Origin of the sequence: Sediminitomix flava (assembly GCF_003149185.1) — a bacterium.
Lineage (GTDB): Bacteria > Bacteroidota > Bacteroidia > Cytophagales > Flammeovirgaceae > Sediminitomix > Sediminitomix flava.
The window spans coordinates 530,626-547,561 of sequence record NZ_QGDO01000001.1 but is presented as its reverse complement, the minus strand read 5'-3'; the positions used below and the strand labels follow the sequence as shown (position 1 = coordinate 547,561).

Sequence of the window (16,936 nt, the reverse complement as noted above, 5' to 3'; positions counted from 1 at the left end):
CTGATACAGCCTTTTTTTCATTAAACAGAAGCCATTTTCTTTAGCTCTCTTTCTTTAAGTTTTCTTCTTAGAATTTTACCAACATTAGTTTTTGGTAGTTCTTCTGTAAACTCGTAATGTTTAGGAACCTTATAACCTGTCAAGTTTTCTTTACAGTATGCTTTTAATTCCTCAGTAGTGAGATAGTCTTCTTTTTTAACTACAAAAAGTTTTACAGCCTCACTAGATTTTTCATCAGGTATTCCAATTGCAGCTACTTCAAGGACGTTAGGATGTAATGCAACAACATCTTCGATTTCATTAGGATAGACATTAAAACCAGATACATTAATCATATCCTTTTTCCTATCAACAATTCTGAAGTACCCATCTTCATCCATAACAGCGATATCTCCAGTACGTAACCAGTCATCTTTATGGAAGACTTTTGCTGTTTCTTCTTCTCTTTTCCAATAGCCTTTCATGACTTGTGGCCCTAGCGCGCAAAGCTCACCTCTTTCTCCTTGATTAAGGAAGTTACCTTCATCATCTCTAATCGCAACCATTGTACTAGGGAAAGGAAGACCAATTGAGCCAATTCTAGCTCCTTCTTGAAGAGGGTTGCAGCATAATACAGGAGCTGATTCAGTTAATCCGTAGCCTTCAGTAAGCGTAGAACCTGTAATTTCTTTCCAACGAATAGCAACAGCTTTTTGTACAGCCATACCACCACCAATTGCAACTTTAACCTTGCTAAAGTTTAGCTTTTGGAAGTCTTCATTATTTAAAAGAGCATTGAAAAGTGTATTTACACCTGTAATAATACTAAAAGGATGTCTTTTTAATTCTTTAACGAAAGCAGGGATGTCTCTCGGATTTGTAATTAGAATGTTTCTTGCCCCTATTTTCATCATTGTCAAGCAATTGACTGTGAGTGAAAAGATGTGGTATAGTGGTAGGGCGGTGATTGCAATTTCTTCTTTTTCTTTAAGTAAAGAAGTCATCCATTCTGTGTTTTGCTCAAGGTTAGCAACCATATTTCTATGTGTTAGCATTGCACCTTTAGAAACACCTGTTGTACCTCCTGTATATTGCAAAAATGCAATATCATCACTACTTAACTCTTGAGGAGTTAAAGTCTGTTTTTTACCAAGTTTAATGGCCTTCTTCATAAATACCCCTTTAGGTAGATTGTATGAAGGTACCATTTTCTTGATGTGTTTAACTACAGTATTAACTATCGCTCCTTTTGGGAAAGGAAGGAATTCGCCAATACTTGTCAAAATGATATGTTCGATGGATGTATTGTCAATTACATCCTCAAGTTTTGATGCAAAGTTAGAAAGAACAACAATAGCTTTAGCTCCAGAGTCTTTGAACTGATGTTCCATTTCTCTTTCAGTGTAAAGCGGATTAGTATTTACAACGATCAATCCTGCTTTAATAGATCCAATCATAGCTATTGGATATTGGAGAAGGTTTGGCATTTGAATGGCAATACGATCTCCTTTTTTAAGCCCTAGTTCTTTTTGAAGGTATGCTGCAAAGTGAGTTGAGTACTGATCTAATTCGTGATAAGTCAGTGTAGCTCCCATACATTCATAAGCTACAAGGTTTTTATACTTTTGAAATGCTTCTTCAAAAAGTTCTAATAATGAGTGATAGTGATCAGCATTGATTTCTGGATTTACCCCTTTTGGGTAAAGGTCCAACCATGGAGTTTCCACTTCATTGGTATTCATTGCGTTCATTTTTGTAGAGTTTGAGATGGATGAGTATGATTGATTACATAATTAGATGAAGAGTAAAAACAATATCTTTTAGATAAGAAAAAACTCATTTCAGTAATTAGTAAAGAACCTCTCTTAATATGAATTAGTAATAGTGTAATATTTACAAATATTTAATCTATGTATAAAATTCTAAATACAAAAAAAATGACTTTAAAATTGAACATTTTTTTAACAAAAAAGGATTAAATACTCATGAATGACAGAAAATGAATGAATAATTACTCAGTTTAATTTTTTATTCATCTCTTCATGATTTTTTTTATTTCTATAAAAAACAAAGGCCCTACCATAGGGTAGAGCCTTTGTTTTAATATGCTAGATTGATTACTCAAGAATCAAAGATTGTTGAGATTTTTTTCTAGCCTTTCTATCTGTTTTACTTCTTTCAGATTCTAATTTTCTTCCGAAGTTAAGAGTTACACCTGCTCTTAAATTCACAGTTTTAGCATCAAGTGCTTTGACTGCAGCTAAAGCATTGTCAGTTGCTAGATACACTTTGATACCTGGTAAACCTACTGTAACAGCTGTACCAACTTGGTGTCCGAATTTGTTAATTGCATAATTAAAGCCTAAGCCAATGAAATCGCCTACTTCTTGGTCAATAGACATCGCAAATGTAGTGAAGAAATCATCTCTATAAGAAGTTCCTGATAACATTGCTCCAGTTGTTGTAGTACGAGTTAGTTCGTATCTAGCCCCAGCCATGTAAGTAGTAGGCAATGCAATTGTAAATTCGCCAGTTTCTCCATCATTCTCGAAAGAGTAAAGATCATCAGTATCAATGAAGCTTAACTCGCCACCTGAAGTCAACTCAGCAGGATCAATACCATCAAAAGCAAGACTTTCATCGTTCAGCTCAACAGAGTACTTCTGAAGATCTTTCTTGAATGTAATTTGCTTTCCTAAGTTTCTAACACTTGCTTCAAAGAATAATTTTTCAGTGAACTGATAAGTAGCTCCAAGATCAACTGTGAAGCCCATATTACTTGTAGAGAATGCTGAACCTACAGGGTCTTCCATGAATGAATCAATGAAATCATCAGCTGATACAGAGCCTTCTGTTAAATCTACTGTATTCGCATAACCAGCAGTGTATGCAGAAGCATTCGATTCTGTACTGATCGCATAGTTTTCTGAAGCTAAACCTTGTCTTACTTTTAAAGAAGCCTGATTCATGCTAAATGCAGCCTGTCCCATAAGAAGGTTGAAATTTACTCCAATATTAAGCTTGTCATTGATTTTGCGAGAACCACCAATCATTAATTTGTGATAATGCATGAAGTCAATAACTGGAGCAATTTCGATAGGTCTTCCGATATAATCTTCGTCACCAAGTCCTTTTGCTAACATTCCAATCATGTCTTTTTCAAAACCAGTAAAAGAGTTGATACCAGTTGAAAGACTTAGATTGAAAGTACCATTTTTAGATTTTGTATAAATCCCTAACAATTCAGTAGAAGCGTTAAAAACCATTGGGTTTACACCGTCTTCTAACGAATTAAGGAATTTTTCATAGTCCATTGCATATTCACCAGTGATTTCACTTTTAGTGAACATCTCATTGAAACTGGCTAAACTTTGTGCAGAAAAACCAAAGTTAGAACCTGGTAAAACTATTGTAGTACCATAATTAGTTCTTCGCGCAGGGTTCAAATGCGTTGACTGAGGTAGTGACCCCATGTAGTACAACATATTATCTTGTGCAAAACTAATACCTGCAATTGCACACAAAATAAACGTTAGAAAAAATCTATTTATAGTTTTCATTATTGTAGTCAAATTTCAAGTGATTAGTCTTCTGAGCTTTCAAGTTCAAGAGTTGCAAGAATACCTGCTTTAATGTTTAGCTTATCTGAAGCATTTAGCTTTTCGTAGTTTTCAGAATTCGCTCTTATGATGATTTCTAAGCTTTGATTATCTGTCAAGCTTCTCAATTCTTCATAATTAATCTCTTCTGATACAGGATTTTCAGCTGAAATAGTACCTACTGGGATTGAAAGGAATCCTCCATCGCTAGGGATAGTTTCCCATTGGAACGAAGATGTTTGAACTCTGATTTGAATATCAATTCCGAAAGGAAGTTCATTCTCACCAAAAATAGTTAGTACTCCTTGGCTATTTGTACCTAGATCATATCCGATATCATCAATTCCTCCATCTGACTCAATAGCAAGTTCTAAACCGTTAATTTTTACATCGAAAGGAAGGAATACATCAAATTGAGAACCTAAACTGATATCGCTAGTAACTGTGATTTGCTCTCCTTGGGCGAAGCTGAAGTTGATAGAGCCACCATAAGAAAGAGCGACAAGCTTTTTAGATGGAGTTACTGAGAATAATGATGCAGGGTCTTTAATCATAATTGATGTAGAAGCCGCTTCAGTACTAACGTTTAGACCACCTGAAGTAATGTCATTGCCATTTTCATCAGTAAGTTCAATAGTTTCAGTAGTTGTTAGCCCCATCTCATCTTCAAATACTGCATTGATAGTAGGACTAATGTTAAAGTTAAGTCCAAGTCTATTTTGAAGCGTAATAGCAGTCAAGAAGTCCTCATTTGCACTATTGAATTCAATTGAACCAGTGTCAAATAATTCGTTATCAAGGTCTAATTCTAATTCTTCTTCTTCAATCTCGTCACCGTCAAGGTTTGTTTCTTCATTGAATAGGAAGCTTAAGCTTTCTGCATTGTTGTCATTACTAATTCTAAGGTCTTGAATAAGGTAAGGATCGTCGCAATCCACAAAAATTGTTGGAAGGTTTTCAGGTACAGCCCCTAGACCATTATTTGCTTCTTCATCCCAAAGGTCAATTGCATAGCCCGACAAGTCTAATGAAAAAGATACTTTATAATCGTAAGTATCTCCTGAGCCAAATCCACTAAAGTTAGTATTGAAGCTTACGTCAACATATTCTTGGGCATTATTATCATATAGGTTTTTGAAGCTCATAGAGATTGGTGTAGTGAGATCCTCCACTTCTGCTTCTACTACTAATTCACCTCTATTGAAACTAATATTACTAAAACTTACATCCGGAAGTGTTTCACCTACTTCAGGTTCTGGAAGTGTTAATGCAACAGGGAAAGAAAGTGTAGGACTATTCAAATCTCCTTCAAAGTCCATTTCTTCATTTGTAAAAATAACTTCGATATTGGGATAAGCCTCAATAGGTATTGGTAGACCACTTAATTGAGACAGAATAGTGTTTGATTGGCTAATACCATCACCAAGATCGAATTGCTTAATTGTAAATAGGTTTTCTGTGCTAGAAATACCCATAGCAGAAGCAAAATCTTCGAAACTACCAATTTGTTGTTCCTCAGAAAGTTCTAAGGCATATGTACTATCTTCTGTAAATGTTAGATTTTCAGTTTCTTCAATATCAATGAATTCACCGAGTCTTAAGTCTCCATTTAAGAAAGGTATACCAATTGTCCATTCACTCGGAAGAGGAATAGGTTCATCAGAAAGTGAGTTCGGAAGATCTTCTTCTAAAACGTCACAAGAGTATAGCCCAATCAGACTTAACCCGATAATAAATCGAATAAATAGATTATTAATTCTTAGCACGTTGGTAATTGGTTTTAGTTAAACTACTAAAATGTTAAATCGAAAGTTAAGAAATTTTAATATATAGAATTAATACTAAATAAAGTGAAATATCTACAAACATTAAATAATGCAAAATTATATTGGAAAAGTTAAAAATGAATCATCCAAAGACAGCATCTTTTATTTAGTGTGGTTTAGGATTTTTTTTGGGATTTGTTCTGTAATTGAGCTTCTCGCCCAGATGTTTACTACTGACCTTAATATATATGCATATCAAGGCTTTCATTTTAATTATCAGTGGTTTATAAATGTCCCACTTTTTAGTACTTATACCGTACTTGTACTTTTTATTTTAGGTCTAGCTTCTAGTATTTTTTTTAGTGCGGGTTATTTCTATAAAATTGTAAGTAAAGTGCAATTTTTAGTCTGGTTACTACTCTTTCAGATCGATCAATCTGAGTATGTAAATCACAGTTATTTATATGTTTTAATCTCTTTTGTAAGCTGTTTCTTTCCTGCCAATAAAAGCTTCTCCTTAGATGTTTATTTTAAAAGAGTAGCTGTCGTAACCCAAGTTCCTAAACTATATAGGAATGTATTATTATTTCAGATGGGAATTGTCTATTTCTATGCAGGTATAGCTAAAGTAAACCTAGACTGGTTTCAGGCAATGCCACTTCAAATTTGGTTAGGTTATAAGTCCGAATATTTTATGATTGGACCTATAATATCTCACAAAGCATGGGCTTTCGTGATGAGCTATGTTGGTGTTACGTTTGACCTTACGATAACTTTTTTCTTGTTATTCCGACCTACTAGAAGAGTCGCTTTTTTAATGTGCTTATTATTTCATTTAAGTAATGTAATGATTTTCGGTTTGGCTTCTTTTCCATGGTTCTCTATCTGTATGTCCTCTTTGTTTTTGAGTTTAGAAGACTTGAAGCCCCTTACTAAATTTCTTAGAATAAGTGATAAAGCTGAATTTTCAAGAGTCAATTTATCATTTACGCTCAATTCCTTTTTTGTGTTTTTTATAATAATTCAACTTGTGTTACCTTTGCGCCCATTTCTCTATAATGGAAATTCCATGTGGACTGAAGAGGGGCATAGGTTTTCATGGCATATGATGTTAAGAAGTAAGCAAGGCTATTTGAATTACAAGGTCGTTACTTATAAGGATGGTAAAAGAAAAACTATTTTTGTAGCACCTAAGGATTATTTACTTCAGGAACAAGCTAGAAAGATGAAAGGTAGACCTGAAATGATTATTGGTTTTGCTCACTATCTTGAAGAATTTTACTTGGATTATGGGTATGAAACTGTAGAAGTTTTTGCAAATTGTAAAATGAGTTTAAATGGCCATGAATCCAGATGGCTAATTGATAGAGAAGTTAATTTGGCAAGCGAAGAAAGAGGAGTTCAACCTTATCAATGGATATTGCCTTTTGATCAACGTTTAGAAAAACAGAAAGACTCTTCCAAACCGATTGTATCTAACTAAACAAACAGAGTTACTAAATAATGAGGGATTTATTTTTTTCAATCAAAGATTATATTCAATGTAATTTTTCATCTCGAACATATATACCTATTCTAATATGGATTGCAGTATTAGTTTCTTTTAACTATTACCTTGACTTTGAAGATTCATATATTGATGTTTTGCCCCTGTTTTCAAGAATTGGTGCTTTTACATTATTTCAAGGACTTGCTTTCATAGTACCAGTTCTTATCATTTCTGTTACCTCTGACCGAAAGTCATTTCTGAGTAGTCGAGAATTTTGGTTTAAGTTTATAGTAGCCTTTATTATTCTTGGTGTTTACAGAGGTTTTTCCTTTCGTACTGACTTTTGTAGTTGGCTAGACTCTAATGATTGCTTTTTTCTATACAAGGTTTTGAGAAGAGTAGTTAAAGTATGCCTTGTTATAGTCTGTATTTTACCTTTTTATTATTTCTTTGATAGAGAAAAATCTCAAGGGTTTTATGGTATATCTTTACAGAAGAAAAGCATTGAACCTTACTTATATATGTTGCTCGGAATGGCTGTCATCTTGTTTGGTGCGTCATTTATAGATAGTGTATCAGAATATTACCCTATGTATAAAAGAAGTGGAGGACATCTTTTTGCTACTCGAAATAATATTGCGGAGCATTGGGTAATATTGATGTTTGAAATTCCTTATGGTTTTGGGTTTATAGCTGTAGAGCTTTTTTTTAGAGGGTTTCTTATCTTTTCATTTTCAAGACTGTTAGGAGAGCATGTTGTCTTGCCAATGGCTACAGTTTATGCTGTTTTACACTTTGGTAAGCCATTGCCAGAGACATTGAGTTCCGTTCTTGGTGGATATATTCTAGGAATAGTTGCATTGAGAACAAAAAATATAAACGGAGGAATTGTAGTTCATGCGGGTGTAGCCCTAATGATGGAGTTATTTGCTTTTATGCAAATCTATTTTCAATAAATGATTAAGATGGGTAAAAAGGTGTATTTCTATATTCAAGTACTGAGTATAGATGTTGTGTTGGGGGCATGTGCAAGTAATTTATTTTTAGCTAAGCTAGTTGGAGTGAACTTAGGTGTTTTAGATGTGCTAAGTCTAGCTTTTGCAGTTTGGATCATTTATACATTTGATCATTTGTTAGATGCTAGAGCAATACCTCATTCTGCACATACTGATAGACATGCTTTTCATCAGCGAAATTTCCGTTTCTTAAGTGTTTGCATAGCTCTTTTGACCTTCATAGAATCATTTATCGTCTTTTATTTACCAACTGATCTTATATTTAATGGTTTAGTGCTTGGTGGCTTAGTGGGGGGATATTTTTTAATGTTGCAATTTTTCAAAGGAGCAATTCCTTACCTCAAAGAATTCAGTATTGCAAGTATTTATATACTAGGTATATCATTATCTGTATTTACATATAATGATTTTCATAGTGATTCATTTTTATGGTTATTTTTAAGCCTTTTTTGGGGTATGGCTATAGTGAATTTACTTTTATTCTCTTACATGGATTCTGAAACAGATTCTAAAGACACACAAGCTTCAATCGTTGAATTGTTAGGAAAATTTAAAATCTCAATCTTGATAGGCTTTCTCTTATCAATTTTATTAATTGTAACATTGATAAGTATATTCTTTTCTGAAAAAATCACAATTGAGTTCATGTTAGTACTTGTTATGCAAGCTATGCTGTGGGGAGTGTTTTTATTAAGAGAGAGGAATCGTCAAATTAATCTACTGAGAGCATTAGCAGATGGTGTATTTATGATGCCTTTGTTATTAGTTCTTAACTATTAAGTTTCATTAAAAGAGCCTAAGAACGAGACTATACTATCTAGGGTTTGGGTGAGAGAGGTGTTTTAAACTAAATGAGCAGATGAAAAAATATTTCACGTTAATCGGAGGGCTTTTAGCAGGAATAGCCTTCACTAGTTGCGAGAAAGGAAGTGGTACAAATAATCAAGAACAAACTGAGGAAACAATAGCAATAGATACTCTTGCTGCTGTTGAAGAAGTTGAACCCAACTTACTATATGATATAAATATTGATAGCTTAGAGGTCCATGAAAGTGTAATTAAAAATGGGCAAAGTCTATCAGATATATTATCTCCTTATCAAATTTCTTATCAGACAATTCACCAAATTGCTCAAAATTCGAAAGAAGTTTTTGATGTTCGTAAACTTAGAAAAGGAAAAAAGTATACAGTCCTTTCAGAAGGAGATAGTGTGAAACATGGTAAATATTTTATCTATGAGCAATCACCTATAGATTATGTTGTTTACGAACTTACGGATACGCTAGGTATTTATAAGAAGGAAAAAGATGTTACTCTCGTTGAAAGTGAATTGAGTGGAGAGATATCTTCTTCATTATATAATGCGATGAGAGATGCTGGAGGCTCGCCAATGCTCTCAGGTATGTTGGAAAATGTATTTGCTTGGCAAGTAGACTTCTTTCATATTCAAAAAGGTGACCGTTTTAAAGTGATTTATGATCAGAAAATTGTAGAAGGGGATACCGTTGGTATTGGAGATATCAAGGCTGCTTATTTTAAACATGCAGGAGAAGATTTTTATGCAATTTTATTTGAACATGATGGGAATCAAGAATATTTTGATGAGCAAGGAAAGAGTCTTAGAAAAGCATTTTTAAAAGCACCTCTTAAGTTTAGTAGAATTAGTTCTAGATACAACCCAAGAAGGTTTCACCCTGTTCTTAAAAGAACAAAGCCTCATTTAGGTACAGACTATGCAGCTCCAACAGGAACACCAATTTATGCTGTAGGAGATGGTGTAGTTACACACTCTACGTATACAAGGGCAAATGGTAATTATGTGAAAATTAGACATAATTCTGTTTACACAACCCAATATCTTCATATGTCAAAACGTGCAAAAGGAATGGTACCAGGGAAACATGTGAAACAAGGAGAAGTAATTGGATATGTTGGAAGTACAGGTTTGGCTACTGGTCCACATTTGTGTTATCGTTTCTGGAAAAACGGAAAACAAGTAGACCCTCTCAGAGAGAAGTTTCCATCATCAAAACCAATTGAAAAGGAGTTGAAGGTTGCTTATGATTCTATAAAAGCACCAATGATACAACAATTAGATAATATCGAGTTAGAAGATGATGGGACAGATTTAGCTATGTAGTAGCAAGAAATATAAACCTAAAAAACGGCCTTTCTTTAAATAAAAGAAAGGCCGTTTTTTTATCTTTTCTTCCATCTCAACTTAGCCCATTTCTCTTGCTGATTATTATCTAAGAAAGTCCAGGCGATAAATCGGCTAACTTTCTGACCTTGAGCCATATCTTTCACAACTACTTTCGTGGCCTCATATTTTTGTAGTAGCTTTTTAAGAGGAAGAAGATTCTCCTTTTTTGAGATCAGTGAAGTAAACCAAAAGCATTTTGTTTTTAGTTGGGAGCTTTCCTCAATCATTTGAGATATAAATTGAAGTTCTCCACCTTCTGTCCAAAGTTCTTGGGTCTGACCACCAAAATTTAGCTTTTCATTTTCTTTTTTGCCTAAATTAGACCACTTTCTCCTTGTGCCTTCTAAAGCTTCAGACTCAGAAGTGTGGAAAGGAGGATTGCACATCGTGAAATCAAAAACTTCATTAGTCTTTATTATTCCTTGAAAAATAGAAGTAGAATTTTCTTGCTTGCGAAGTTTAATTGCATATTTCAATCCTTTATTATTGTCGATAATATGTTGAGCATTTAGGATTGCATCAGAGTTCACATCGCTACCTACAAAATCCCATCCATAACTCTTATTTCCAATAATAGGATAAATACAATTTGCTCCAACTCCGATATCTAACCCAACTATTTGTCGACCTTTAGGGATTTTTCCATTGTAGCTTGATGCTAAAACATCTGCTAAATTATGAATGTAATCAGCTCTACCAGGGATTGGTGGGCACAGATATCCTTCAGGAATATCCCAAAATGAAATATCATAGAAATGGATTAGTAATGCTTTGTTTAGAGTTTTTACAGCATCTTGATCACTGAAATCAATAGTTTTATTTCCATATTTATTGGTAAAAACAAAATTAGATAGCTCTGTACAAGTAAGACTTAATTTATCAAAATCATATTTGTGATGATGTAGACTTCTTGGGTGAAGTTCTTTCTTTTCAGCGGTAGGTGTATTCTTTTTTCTTTTCATATCTCACTCTTCTAACCTTGTGTTATCTACTCAATCTTAATGCAAATTAAAGAAAATACAACAGCTTTCTTTGTCTAAGTTTAGATGGACTTCATTCTTTAGTAAAGCTTATTAACTCCCCAACTGTATTAAAGATTCTACAAATTCTTCTTGATCAGATTTATATATAAATTCACCTCTTTGTAATTCCTTGTGAAGTTTGATCATTTCCTCGTGATTTGCATGATTAATGTGTTTGGGGATTTTATAGATTCTCTCATCTTTTTTGTCAAATGGACAATTAACTTTTGATCCGAATAAATAGGGTAGTAAAATCTTAGAACAACTAAATACAATTCGATCAATCTGATTTTCTTTGAAATGCTCTTGTAATCTAGTATTGATTTTTTCAAAAAAACTTATGGTATTACCTAGCCTAACCCTTGAACCAGCTTTGGACTTTCCTCTTGTTTTTAAGTATTTAATCTGACTTTTACCTTGTTTTTTTCTCACACCGTATGTACCATACACTTTATGTGAAACCAAATCAGCCCCTTCGTAATAGCCAATAGAACAGCTTTCAGTCTGAATCAAAATAAATACATATTTAAGTTTCTTTTCATTACCTAAAGTTGTACCAATAGGTAGCCTAAAGCTAAGATCTTCATTGAAGATTAATCGGTGTTTTTCGTGATCATATTCAAATGGAAAATCATCACTTGAAGTAAGTTTATGAGCTAAGTTTACGGCTAACTGATTAGGAATATTTCTACTGAGTTGCTCCATAAGTGTTAAAATATAATCTGGTATATATGCAAATCTACAAGTAAGATTATTTATTGGAAGTATTTTACTATTTTGTGTTTTAACTATTTTACCTCCAAGACGGAATTTACTCACTCTTACTAAATTTCTATGAAGAAGAAATTTGACTTTTCACACTATTATATATCTCCCAAATTAGAAAATACACATCTTGGTTCTTTTGGAAGACGTTCTATAGCCTTTCTGATTGATTGGTCTTTGATTCTTTTTGCAGCTAATTTCTTTGAAGGCTTTATTTTTTTAGGTGTAATTTATTTGATTTACAAGAATAAATGGGCTGAAGTAGGAAGCTTTATAAAATCAGAGCTTATTAAATTTGTAAATAGGATCGATCAAAGATTAGGGAAAAGAAAGTTTAGTACAAGGCTACGACGAAACTTTATTTTGTATGGACAGCTTTACATTTACTCCATAATAGGATTTACTGTTTTTATATCGCTAACACTGTTTGCAGTTTTAGTCTATTCTTTTGTGACTAAAGATGATCAATTCATATTAGAATTCTTCAATCAAGAAGAGCTTACAACTCCTTTTACAATCCTTCATAAAGTCTTAAGTGTGGTATTTAGTACCTTTGGAGCTTTATTTTACTTTACTTTATTTACATGGAAATGGAAAGGTCAGACACCAGGTAAAAGGTTATTGGGATTAAGAGTAGTAAAAATAAATGGCAAGCATATTAAACTTTGGGATAGTTTAGAAAGAGTATCAGGTTATGCATCATCTGCTTCAACCTTCTTTCTGGGCTTCCTTCAGTATTTTTGGGAGCGAAATCACATGACTACTCATGATAAAATTTGTGAGACTATTGTTGTTGATTCAAAATCTTATGATGATGAATCGCGAGAGTTTGAGACATTGAAACAAGAAGTTGTTGTTGAATAAAGAATGAGGAGTCTAATAGTTTTTAGACTCCTCTTTTCATTTGATTAATAATAACTAGTGCTTTTAGTTTCCAGTTTAGAAAATTCAGCTAAAGCTTTTTCCCACTCTTCTTTCGTTTTCTCACCTCCTGAAAAGTCGCAAGAAATAGTACCCTTCTTAGTCTCAATTGAAACAAGGCCAAGCCCATTTTTAAAAATGCTCTCAGCTTCATCTTTGCTAATGTAAGCTTTCACATAATGAGGATACCACCATTGGTTTGCTACTCTCACACCTCTTGAAGTAGAGTATCTACTTTTAAATATTCTACTCAAATAGGTTTTACCAGAAAGATCAGTGATTTTTAGATCATTACGAATACTAGAATAGCCTCCATTTTTATCAGGAGCTTCTATGAGTATTTCATATTCATCACTACCTAGGTCGATAAAAGTGATTTTTGAATCAATGGAATCGGTGATGGTGACAATCATTGATCTTTTTTCCCCTTTAAATAGTTCAGTAGTAATGGTCTGCGCACTAGCAGAAAAGTTGATGGCGTACAAAAATGCCATCACAAAAAATAGATGTCTCATAAATAAATAGTAAAAGTCTCAGTTTAACAGATACAAATGTACCTAAGTATTTAATAAGTAAATGCGGTGTTAGTACTGTAAAACTACAAATATTACTTAAAAATGTTTATCTATATCTAATTTTTTTGACTTGATAATTAGGTATTTAACAGTGTTAAGAGATGTTTATAGTACGCTTATAAATAGTTTGTTGCTTAAACAAAAAACGCCTCAGCTTTAAAACAAGCTGAGGCGTTTAATTTATTTAATAATAGAAGTTTGATTACATGCTCTCGTGGAACGTTCTCGCAATAACTTCTAACTGGTGTGCTTTAGATAAACGGATGAAGTTAACAGCATATCCAGATACACGGATTGTCAACTGTGGATAGTTCTCAGGATTATTGTAAGCATCCATCAAAGTTTCACGATTCAATACGTTTACGTTCAAGTGCTGTGCATTTCTTCCGAAGTAACCGTCCATCATAGTTACTAAGTTTCCAATTTGCTCAGGCTTATCAGAACCTAGCGATTTAGGAACGATTGAGAAAGTATTTGAAATACCATCTTGAGCATCATTGTAGTCTAATTTCGCAACAGAGTTCAATGAAGCAATAGCTCCGTGAGTATCACGACCATGCATAGGGTTCGCACCCGGTGCAAATGCCTCACCAGCTTTACGTCCGTCAGGAGTAGCACCAGTTTTCTTACCATACATTACGTTAGAAGTAATTGTAAGAAGCGACATTGTAGGAACTGCATTTCTATATGTCTTGTGTTTAGTAAGCTCTTGGAAGAAGATGTGAGTAACTTCTTGAGCGATGCTATCCACACGGTCATCATCATTACCGTATTTAGGGTAATCACCTTCAATTTCAAAGTCAGTAGTAAGACCTTCTTCGTTACGGATAGGTTTTACTTTTGCATATTTAATTGCAGAAAGTGAATCGGCAATGATAGAGATACCAGCAGCACCATAAGCCATATCGATACCTGGATCAGTATCTAAGAATGCGAATTGAGCTTTTTCGTAGTAATATTTATCGTGCATGTAGTGGATGATGTTCATCGTCTTAGAGTAAACTCTAGCGATATCTTTCATAGCCACTTTGAAGTTTTCGAATACTGTATCATAATCCAATACTTCGTCAGCCATCTCAGGAATATTTTTCAAAATCTGAGCTCCTGAGAATTCTTCTTTTCCTCCGTTTACAGCCAAAAGAAGTGCTTTAGGAAGGTTAGTACGAGCACCAAAGAATTGGATACGCTTACCAATTTGTTGGTAAGATACACAACATGCGATACCATAATCATCAGAACCTCTGTTTGGACGCATCAAGTCATCGTTCTCATATTGAACTGAAGAAGTATCAATAGATACTTGAGAACAGAATCTTTTGAATCCTTCAGGAAGTTCTTGAGACCAAAGAACTGTTAAGTTTGGTTCTGGTGAAGGGCCTAAGTTGTAAAGTGTTTGTAAGAAACGGAATGAAGTCTTAGTAACTTTAGTTCTTCCATCGTTGAAAGTACCACCGATAGCTTCAGTTACCCAAGTTGGGTCTCCACCGAAGATCTCATCGTAAGCACCAGGACGAAGGTGACGAACCATACGAAGCTTCATTACGAAGTGGTCAATGTACTCTTGACCTTCAACTTCAGAGATCAAACCAGCTTCTAAGTCTCTTTGAATATAAATATCAAGGAAAGAAGATACGTTACCCAAAGACATTGCAGCTCCATCTTGCTCTTTTACAGCAGCAAGGTATGCCAAATATACAGCTTGAACAGCTTCACGAGCATTTTCTGAAGGACGTGAAACATCAACACCATAGCTAGCAGCCATTTCTTTGATGTCGTTCAAAGCATTGATTTGGTATTGTACCTCTTCTCTAAGTCTAATTTTGTTTTCGTCTAATTCGCCTTCAATAGCTGCTTTATCAGCCAATTTAGCTTCAATCAAACGATCTGTACCATAAAGAGCCAAACGACGGTAATCACCAATTACACGACCACGAGCGTAGTTATCAGGAAGACCTGTCAAGATACCCTTTGAACGGTAAGTTCTAATTTCTTGATCATAAGCTGCAAATACAGCATTGTTATGATCTTGAGCATAATTGAAAACATTAGTAACAGAAGGATTAACCTTTTGTCCTTTCTCCTCAACTGCGTTTTGAACCACTCTGTATCCACCAAATGGTTTCATTGCACGCTTAAGAAGCATATCAGTCTGTAGACCTACAATTTTCTCTAGATCTTTATCAATGTAACCAGGAGCGTGACTAGTTACTGTAGAAATAGTATCAGTATCAATAGCACGACAGCCATCATTTTGTCTTTCTTCCTTCATTCCTTCAAGACAGATGTCCCAAAGCTTTTTAGTTGCTTCAGTTGGTCCTGCAAGGAAAGATGCATCTCCTGTGTATGGTGTTACGTTTTTGATGACAAAGTCATAGACATCAATTGCGGTATTCCATTTCCCTTCTTTGAAAGGTTTTAAAGTTACTTCAGCCATGATATTATTCGTTTTCTATATGTATTTTTAATATTTTAAATCAATTAGGAAGCCAATTCTTTCTTTACTAATTCAACTTCTTCTTCAGAGGCTTTGGTTTCATCTCGCATGAAAATAAACCAATAAGCTACTCCTACGAAAACAGAACCTCCCACTATATTACCTAGTGTTGCAGGAATAAGGTTGTTGAAAATGAATTGACCGATTGAGATATCTGCCCCTTGAATCATTGCGGCAGGGATCAAAAATTGGTTTGCAATACTGTGTTCAAAACCGATAACTACGAAAGCCATGATTGGGAACCACATTGCTAAGATTTTTCCTCCAACATCTTTGGCTGCATAAGCTGCCCATACAGCTAAACATACTAGCCAGTTAGCGCCAATACCTTTTACAAAAGTCTTAAAGAAAGGATTTGACGTTTTACCAATTGCAATAGACTCTAAGCTATCTGCAAAAACAGGAGCTTTAAGTACTCCGGCGATGTAGACAAATAAGTAGGCGACTAATAATGCTCCTACAAAGTTTGCGAAGTAGCCAACTGTCCAAACTTTTAATAATGACTTGATTCCTTTTTCTTTATTTAAAACAGGAATAGTCATGATAGCACAACTTGAAGTGAACAACTCAGCTCCAGCTAAAATTACTAGGATAAGACCTACAGGGAAGACTGCACCGAACATAAACTTTTGTAATCCGATAGTCTCGATTCCTCCGGTAGCCATAATAGCAGTGATTCCTCCGAATGCTACATAAGCTCCCCCCATAATTCCTAAAACAATGAGCTTTGGTAAAGAAAAACTGTCTTTTCCGTAAGCTGCTTTTCTAATCGCCTCTACGACTTCTTTTGGAGAATAGTATCCCATTACTGATTTTTGATAAAATATGATTTTTGCTAGTTAGATGTTCTTGTTGTGTACTACAAATGTAGATGTGGTACACTGACTAAAAAGTGATATTCATCATAAAAAGTTGGCGAATTTTCTTAATGATTCTTATCTGTTAAGTATTTAATGTATTGATATGTAATGGGATAGGTGTTTTGAGGCTTCAGGTCTATTTATTTGAAGTTTTTTAAATTTTATAATTTGTTAACATTGGTGCTGTAAAGTGTAAAATCGTGGAAGTACGATTTTTCGCAACTAAAAAGATTCCTATATAAAATGC

Annotated in this window: 13 protein-coding genes; 5 read left to right on the top strand and 8 right to left on the bottom strand. The window is 34.2% G+C overall.

The window, feature by feature from the left end; translation table 11 throughout:
* Positions 1-20: 20 nt before the first annotated feature.
* The 3 genes from BC781_RS02060 to BC781_RS02050 form a co-directional block, all read right to left on the bottom strand.
* Positions 21-1,730 (bottom strand): AMP-binding protein, encoded by a 1,710-nt coding sequence (locus BC781_RS02060; protein WP_394342320.1) that lies wholly within the window; start codon positions 1,728-1,730, stop codon positions 21-23.
* Positions 1,731-2,096: 366 nt separating this feature from the next.
* Positions 2,097-3,539, bottom strand: coding sequence for a DUF5723 family protein (locus BC781_RS02055; protein ID WP_109615587.1), 1,443 nt, complete (start codon positions 3,537-3,539; stop codon positions 2,097-2,099).
* A 23-nt stretch (positions 3,540-3,562) separates the two neighbouring features.
* Positions 3,563-5,344 (bottom strand): hypothetical protein, encoded by a 1,782-nt coding sequence (locus tag BC781_RS02050; RefSeq protein WP_109615586.1) that lies wholly within the window; start codon positions 5,342-5,344, stop codon positions 3,563-3,565.
* A 109-nt stretch (positions 5,345-5,453) separates the two neighbouring features.
* Between BC781_RS02050 and BC781_RS02045 the strand changes: the two genes are divergently transcribed.
* From BC781_RS02045 to BC781_RS02030, 4 genes are all read left to right on the top strand, one after another.
* Complete coding sequence (locus BC781_RS02045; RefSeq protein WP_109615585.1) at positions 5,454-6,827, top strand: HTTM domain-containing protein; 1,374 nt, start codon at positions 5,454-5,456, stop codon at positions 6,825-6,827.
* A 20-nt stretch (positions 6,828-6,847) separates the two neighbouring features.
* Positions 6,848-7,789 carry a CPBP family intramembrane glutamic endopeptidase gene (locus BC781_RS02040; protein ID WP_109615584.1) on the top strand — a complete coding sequence of 314 codons (942 nt, stop codon included), beginning with the start codon at positions 6,848-6,850 and terminating at the stop codon, positions 7,787-7,789.
* A 9-nt stretch (positions 7,790-7,798) separates the two neighbouring features.
* Positions 7,799-8,629 (top strand): hypothetical protein, encoded by an 831-nt coding sequence (locus BC781_RS02035; protein ID WP_146201601.1) that lies wholly within the window; start codon positions 7,799-7,801, stop codon positions 8,627-8,629.
* Positions 8,630-8,708: 79 nt separating this feature from the next.
* Positions 8,709-9,989, top strand: a complete 1,281-nt coding sequence (locus BC781_RS02030; protein WP_109615582.1) for a peptidoglycan DD-metalloendopeptidase family protein — start codon at positions 8,709-8,711, stop codon at positions 9,987-9,989.
* Between the two features lie 59 nt (positions 9,990-10,048).
* On the opposite strand, the gene rlmF is transcribed toward BC781_RS02030, so the two are convergent.
* Together rlmF and BC781_RS02020 are read right to left on the bottom strand one after the other, a co-directional pair.
* Positions 10,049-11,014: a 23S rRNA (adenine(1618)-N(6))-methyltransferase RlmF gene (rlmF, locus tag BC781_RS02025; RefSeq protein ID WP_109615581.1), complete on the bottom strand. Its 966-nt coding sequence runs from the start codon at positions 11,012-11,014 to the stop codon at positions 10,049-10,051.
* A 111-nt stretch (positions 11,015-11,125) separates the two neighbouring features.
* On the bottom strand, positions 11,126-11,779 hold the full coding sequence (locus BC781_RS02020) for a hypothetical protein (RefSeq protein WP_109615580.1): 654 nt from the start codon (positions 11,777-11,779) through the stop codon (positions 11,126-11,128).
* 129 nt (positions 11,780-11,908) lie between these two features.
* Between BC781_RS02020 and BC781_RS02015 the strand changes: the two genes are divergently transcribed.
* Positions 11,909-12,703, top strand: coding sequence for an RDD family protein (locus BC781_RS02015; RefSeq protein WP_109615579.1), 795 nt, complete (start codon positions 11,909-11,911; stop codon positions 12,701-12,703).
* A 44-nt stretch (positions 12,704-12,747) separates the two neighbouring features.
* On the opposite strand, the gene BC781_RS02010 is transcribed toward BC781_RS02015, so the two are convergent.
* From BC781_RS02010 to BC781_RS02000, 3 genes are all read right to left on the bottom strand, one after another.
* Positions 12,748-13,275, bottom strand: coding sequence for a hypothetical protein (locus BC781_RS02010; RefSeq protein WP_146201600.1), 528 nt, complete (start codon positions 13,273-13,275; stop codon positions 12,748-12,750).
* Positions 13,276-13,537: 262 nt separating this feature from the next.
* A complete protein-coding gene (gene pflB / locus BC781_RS02005) occupies positions 13,538-15,769 on the bottom strand; it encodes a formate C-acetyltransferase (RefSeq protein WP_109615577.1) in 2,232 nt (743 codons plus the stop codon).
* Positions 15,770-15,813: 44 nt separating this feature from the next.
* Positions 15,814-16,635: a formate/nitrite transporter family protein gene (locus BC781_RS02000; protein ID WP_109615576.1), complete on the bottom strand. Its 822-nt coding sequence runs from the start codon at positions 16,633-16,635 to the stop codon at positions 15,814-15,816.
* Positions 16,636-16,936 lie beyond the last annotated feature (301 nt).

Coding starts and splice junctions, on each gene's coding strand:
- BC781_RS02060 (WP_394342320.1), bottom strand. CDS start 1,730: ATGAACGCAATGAATACCAATGAAGTGGAAACTCCATGGTTGGACCTT.
- BC781_RS02055 (WP_109615587.1), bottom strand. CDS start 3,539: ATGAAAACTATAAATAGATTTTTTCTAACGTTTATTTTGTGTGCAATT.
- BC781_RS02045 (WP_109615585.1), top strand. CDS start 5,454: ATGCAAAATTATATTGGAAAAGTTAAAAATGAATCATCCAAAGACAGC.
- BC781_RS02040 (WP_109615584.1), top strand. CDS start 6,848: ATGAGGGATTTATTTTTTTCAATCAAAGATTATATTCAATGTAATTTT.
- BC781_RS02035 (WP_146201601.1), top strand. CDS start 7,799: ATGGGTAAAAAGGTGTATTTCTATATTCAAGTACTGAGTATAGATGTT.
- BC781_RS02030 (WP_109615582.1), top strand. CDS start 8,709: ATGAAAAAATATTTCACGTTAATCGGAGGGCTTTTAGCAGGAATAGCC.
- rlmF (WP_109615581.1), bottom strand. CDS start 11,014: ATGAAAAGAAAAAAGAATACACCTACCGCTGAAAAGAAAGAACTTCAC.
- BC781_RS02020 (WP_109615580.1), bottom strand. CDS start 11,779: ATGGAGCAACTCAGTAGAAATATTCCTAATCAGTTAGCCGTAAACTTA.
- BC781_RS02015 (WP_109615579.1), top strand. CDS start 11,909: ATGAAGAAGAAATTTGACTTTTCACACTATTATATATCTCCCAAATTA.
- BC781_RS02010 (WP_146201600.1), bottom strand. CDS start 13,275: ATGAGACATCTATTTTTTGTGATGGCATTTTTGTACGCCATCAACTTT.
- pflB (WP_109615577.1), bottom strand. CDS start 15,769: ATGGCTGAAGTAACTTTAAAACCTTTCAAAGAAGGGAAATGGAATACC.
- BC781_RS02000 (WP_109615576.1), bottom strand. CDS start 16,635: ATGGGATACTATTCTCCAAAAGAAGTCGTAGAGGCGATTAGAAAAGCA.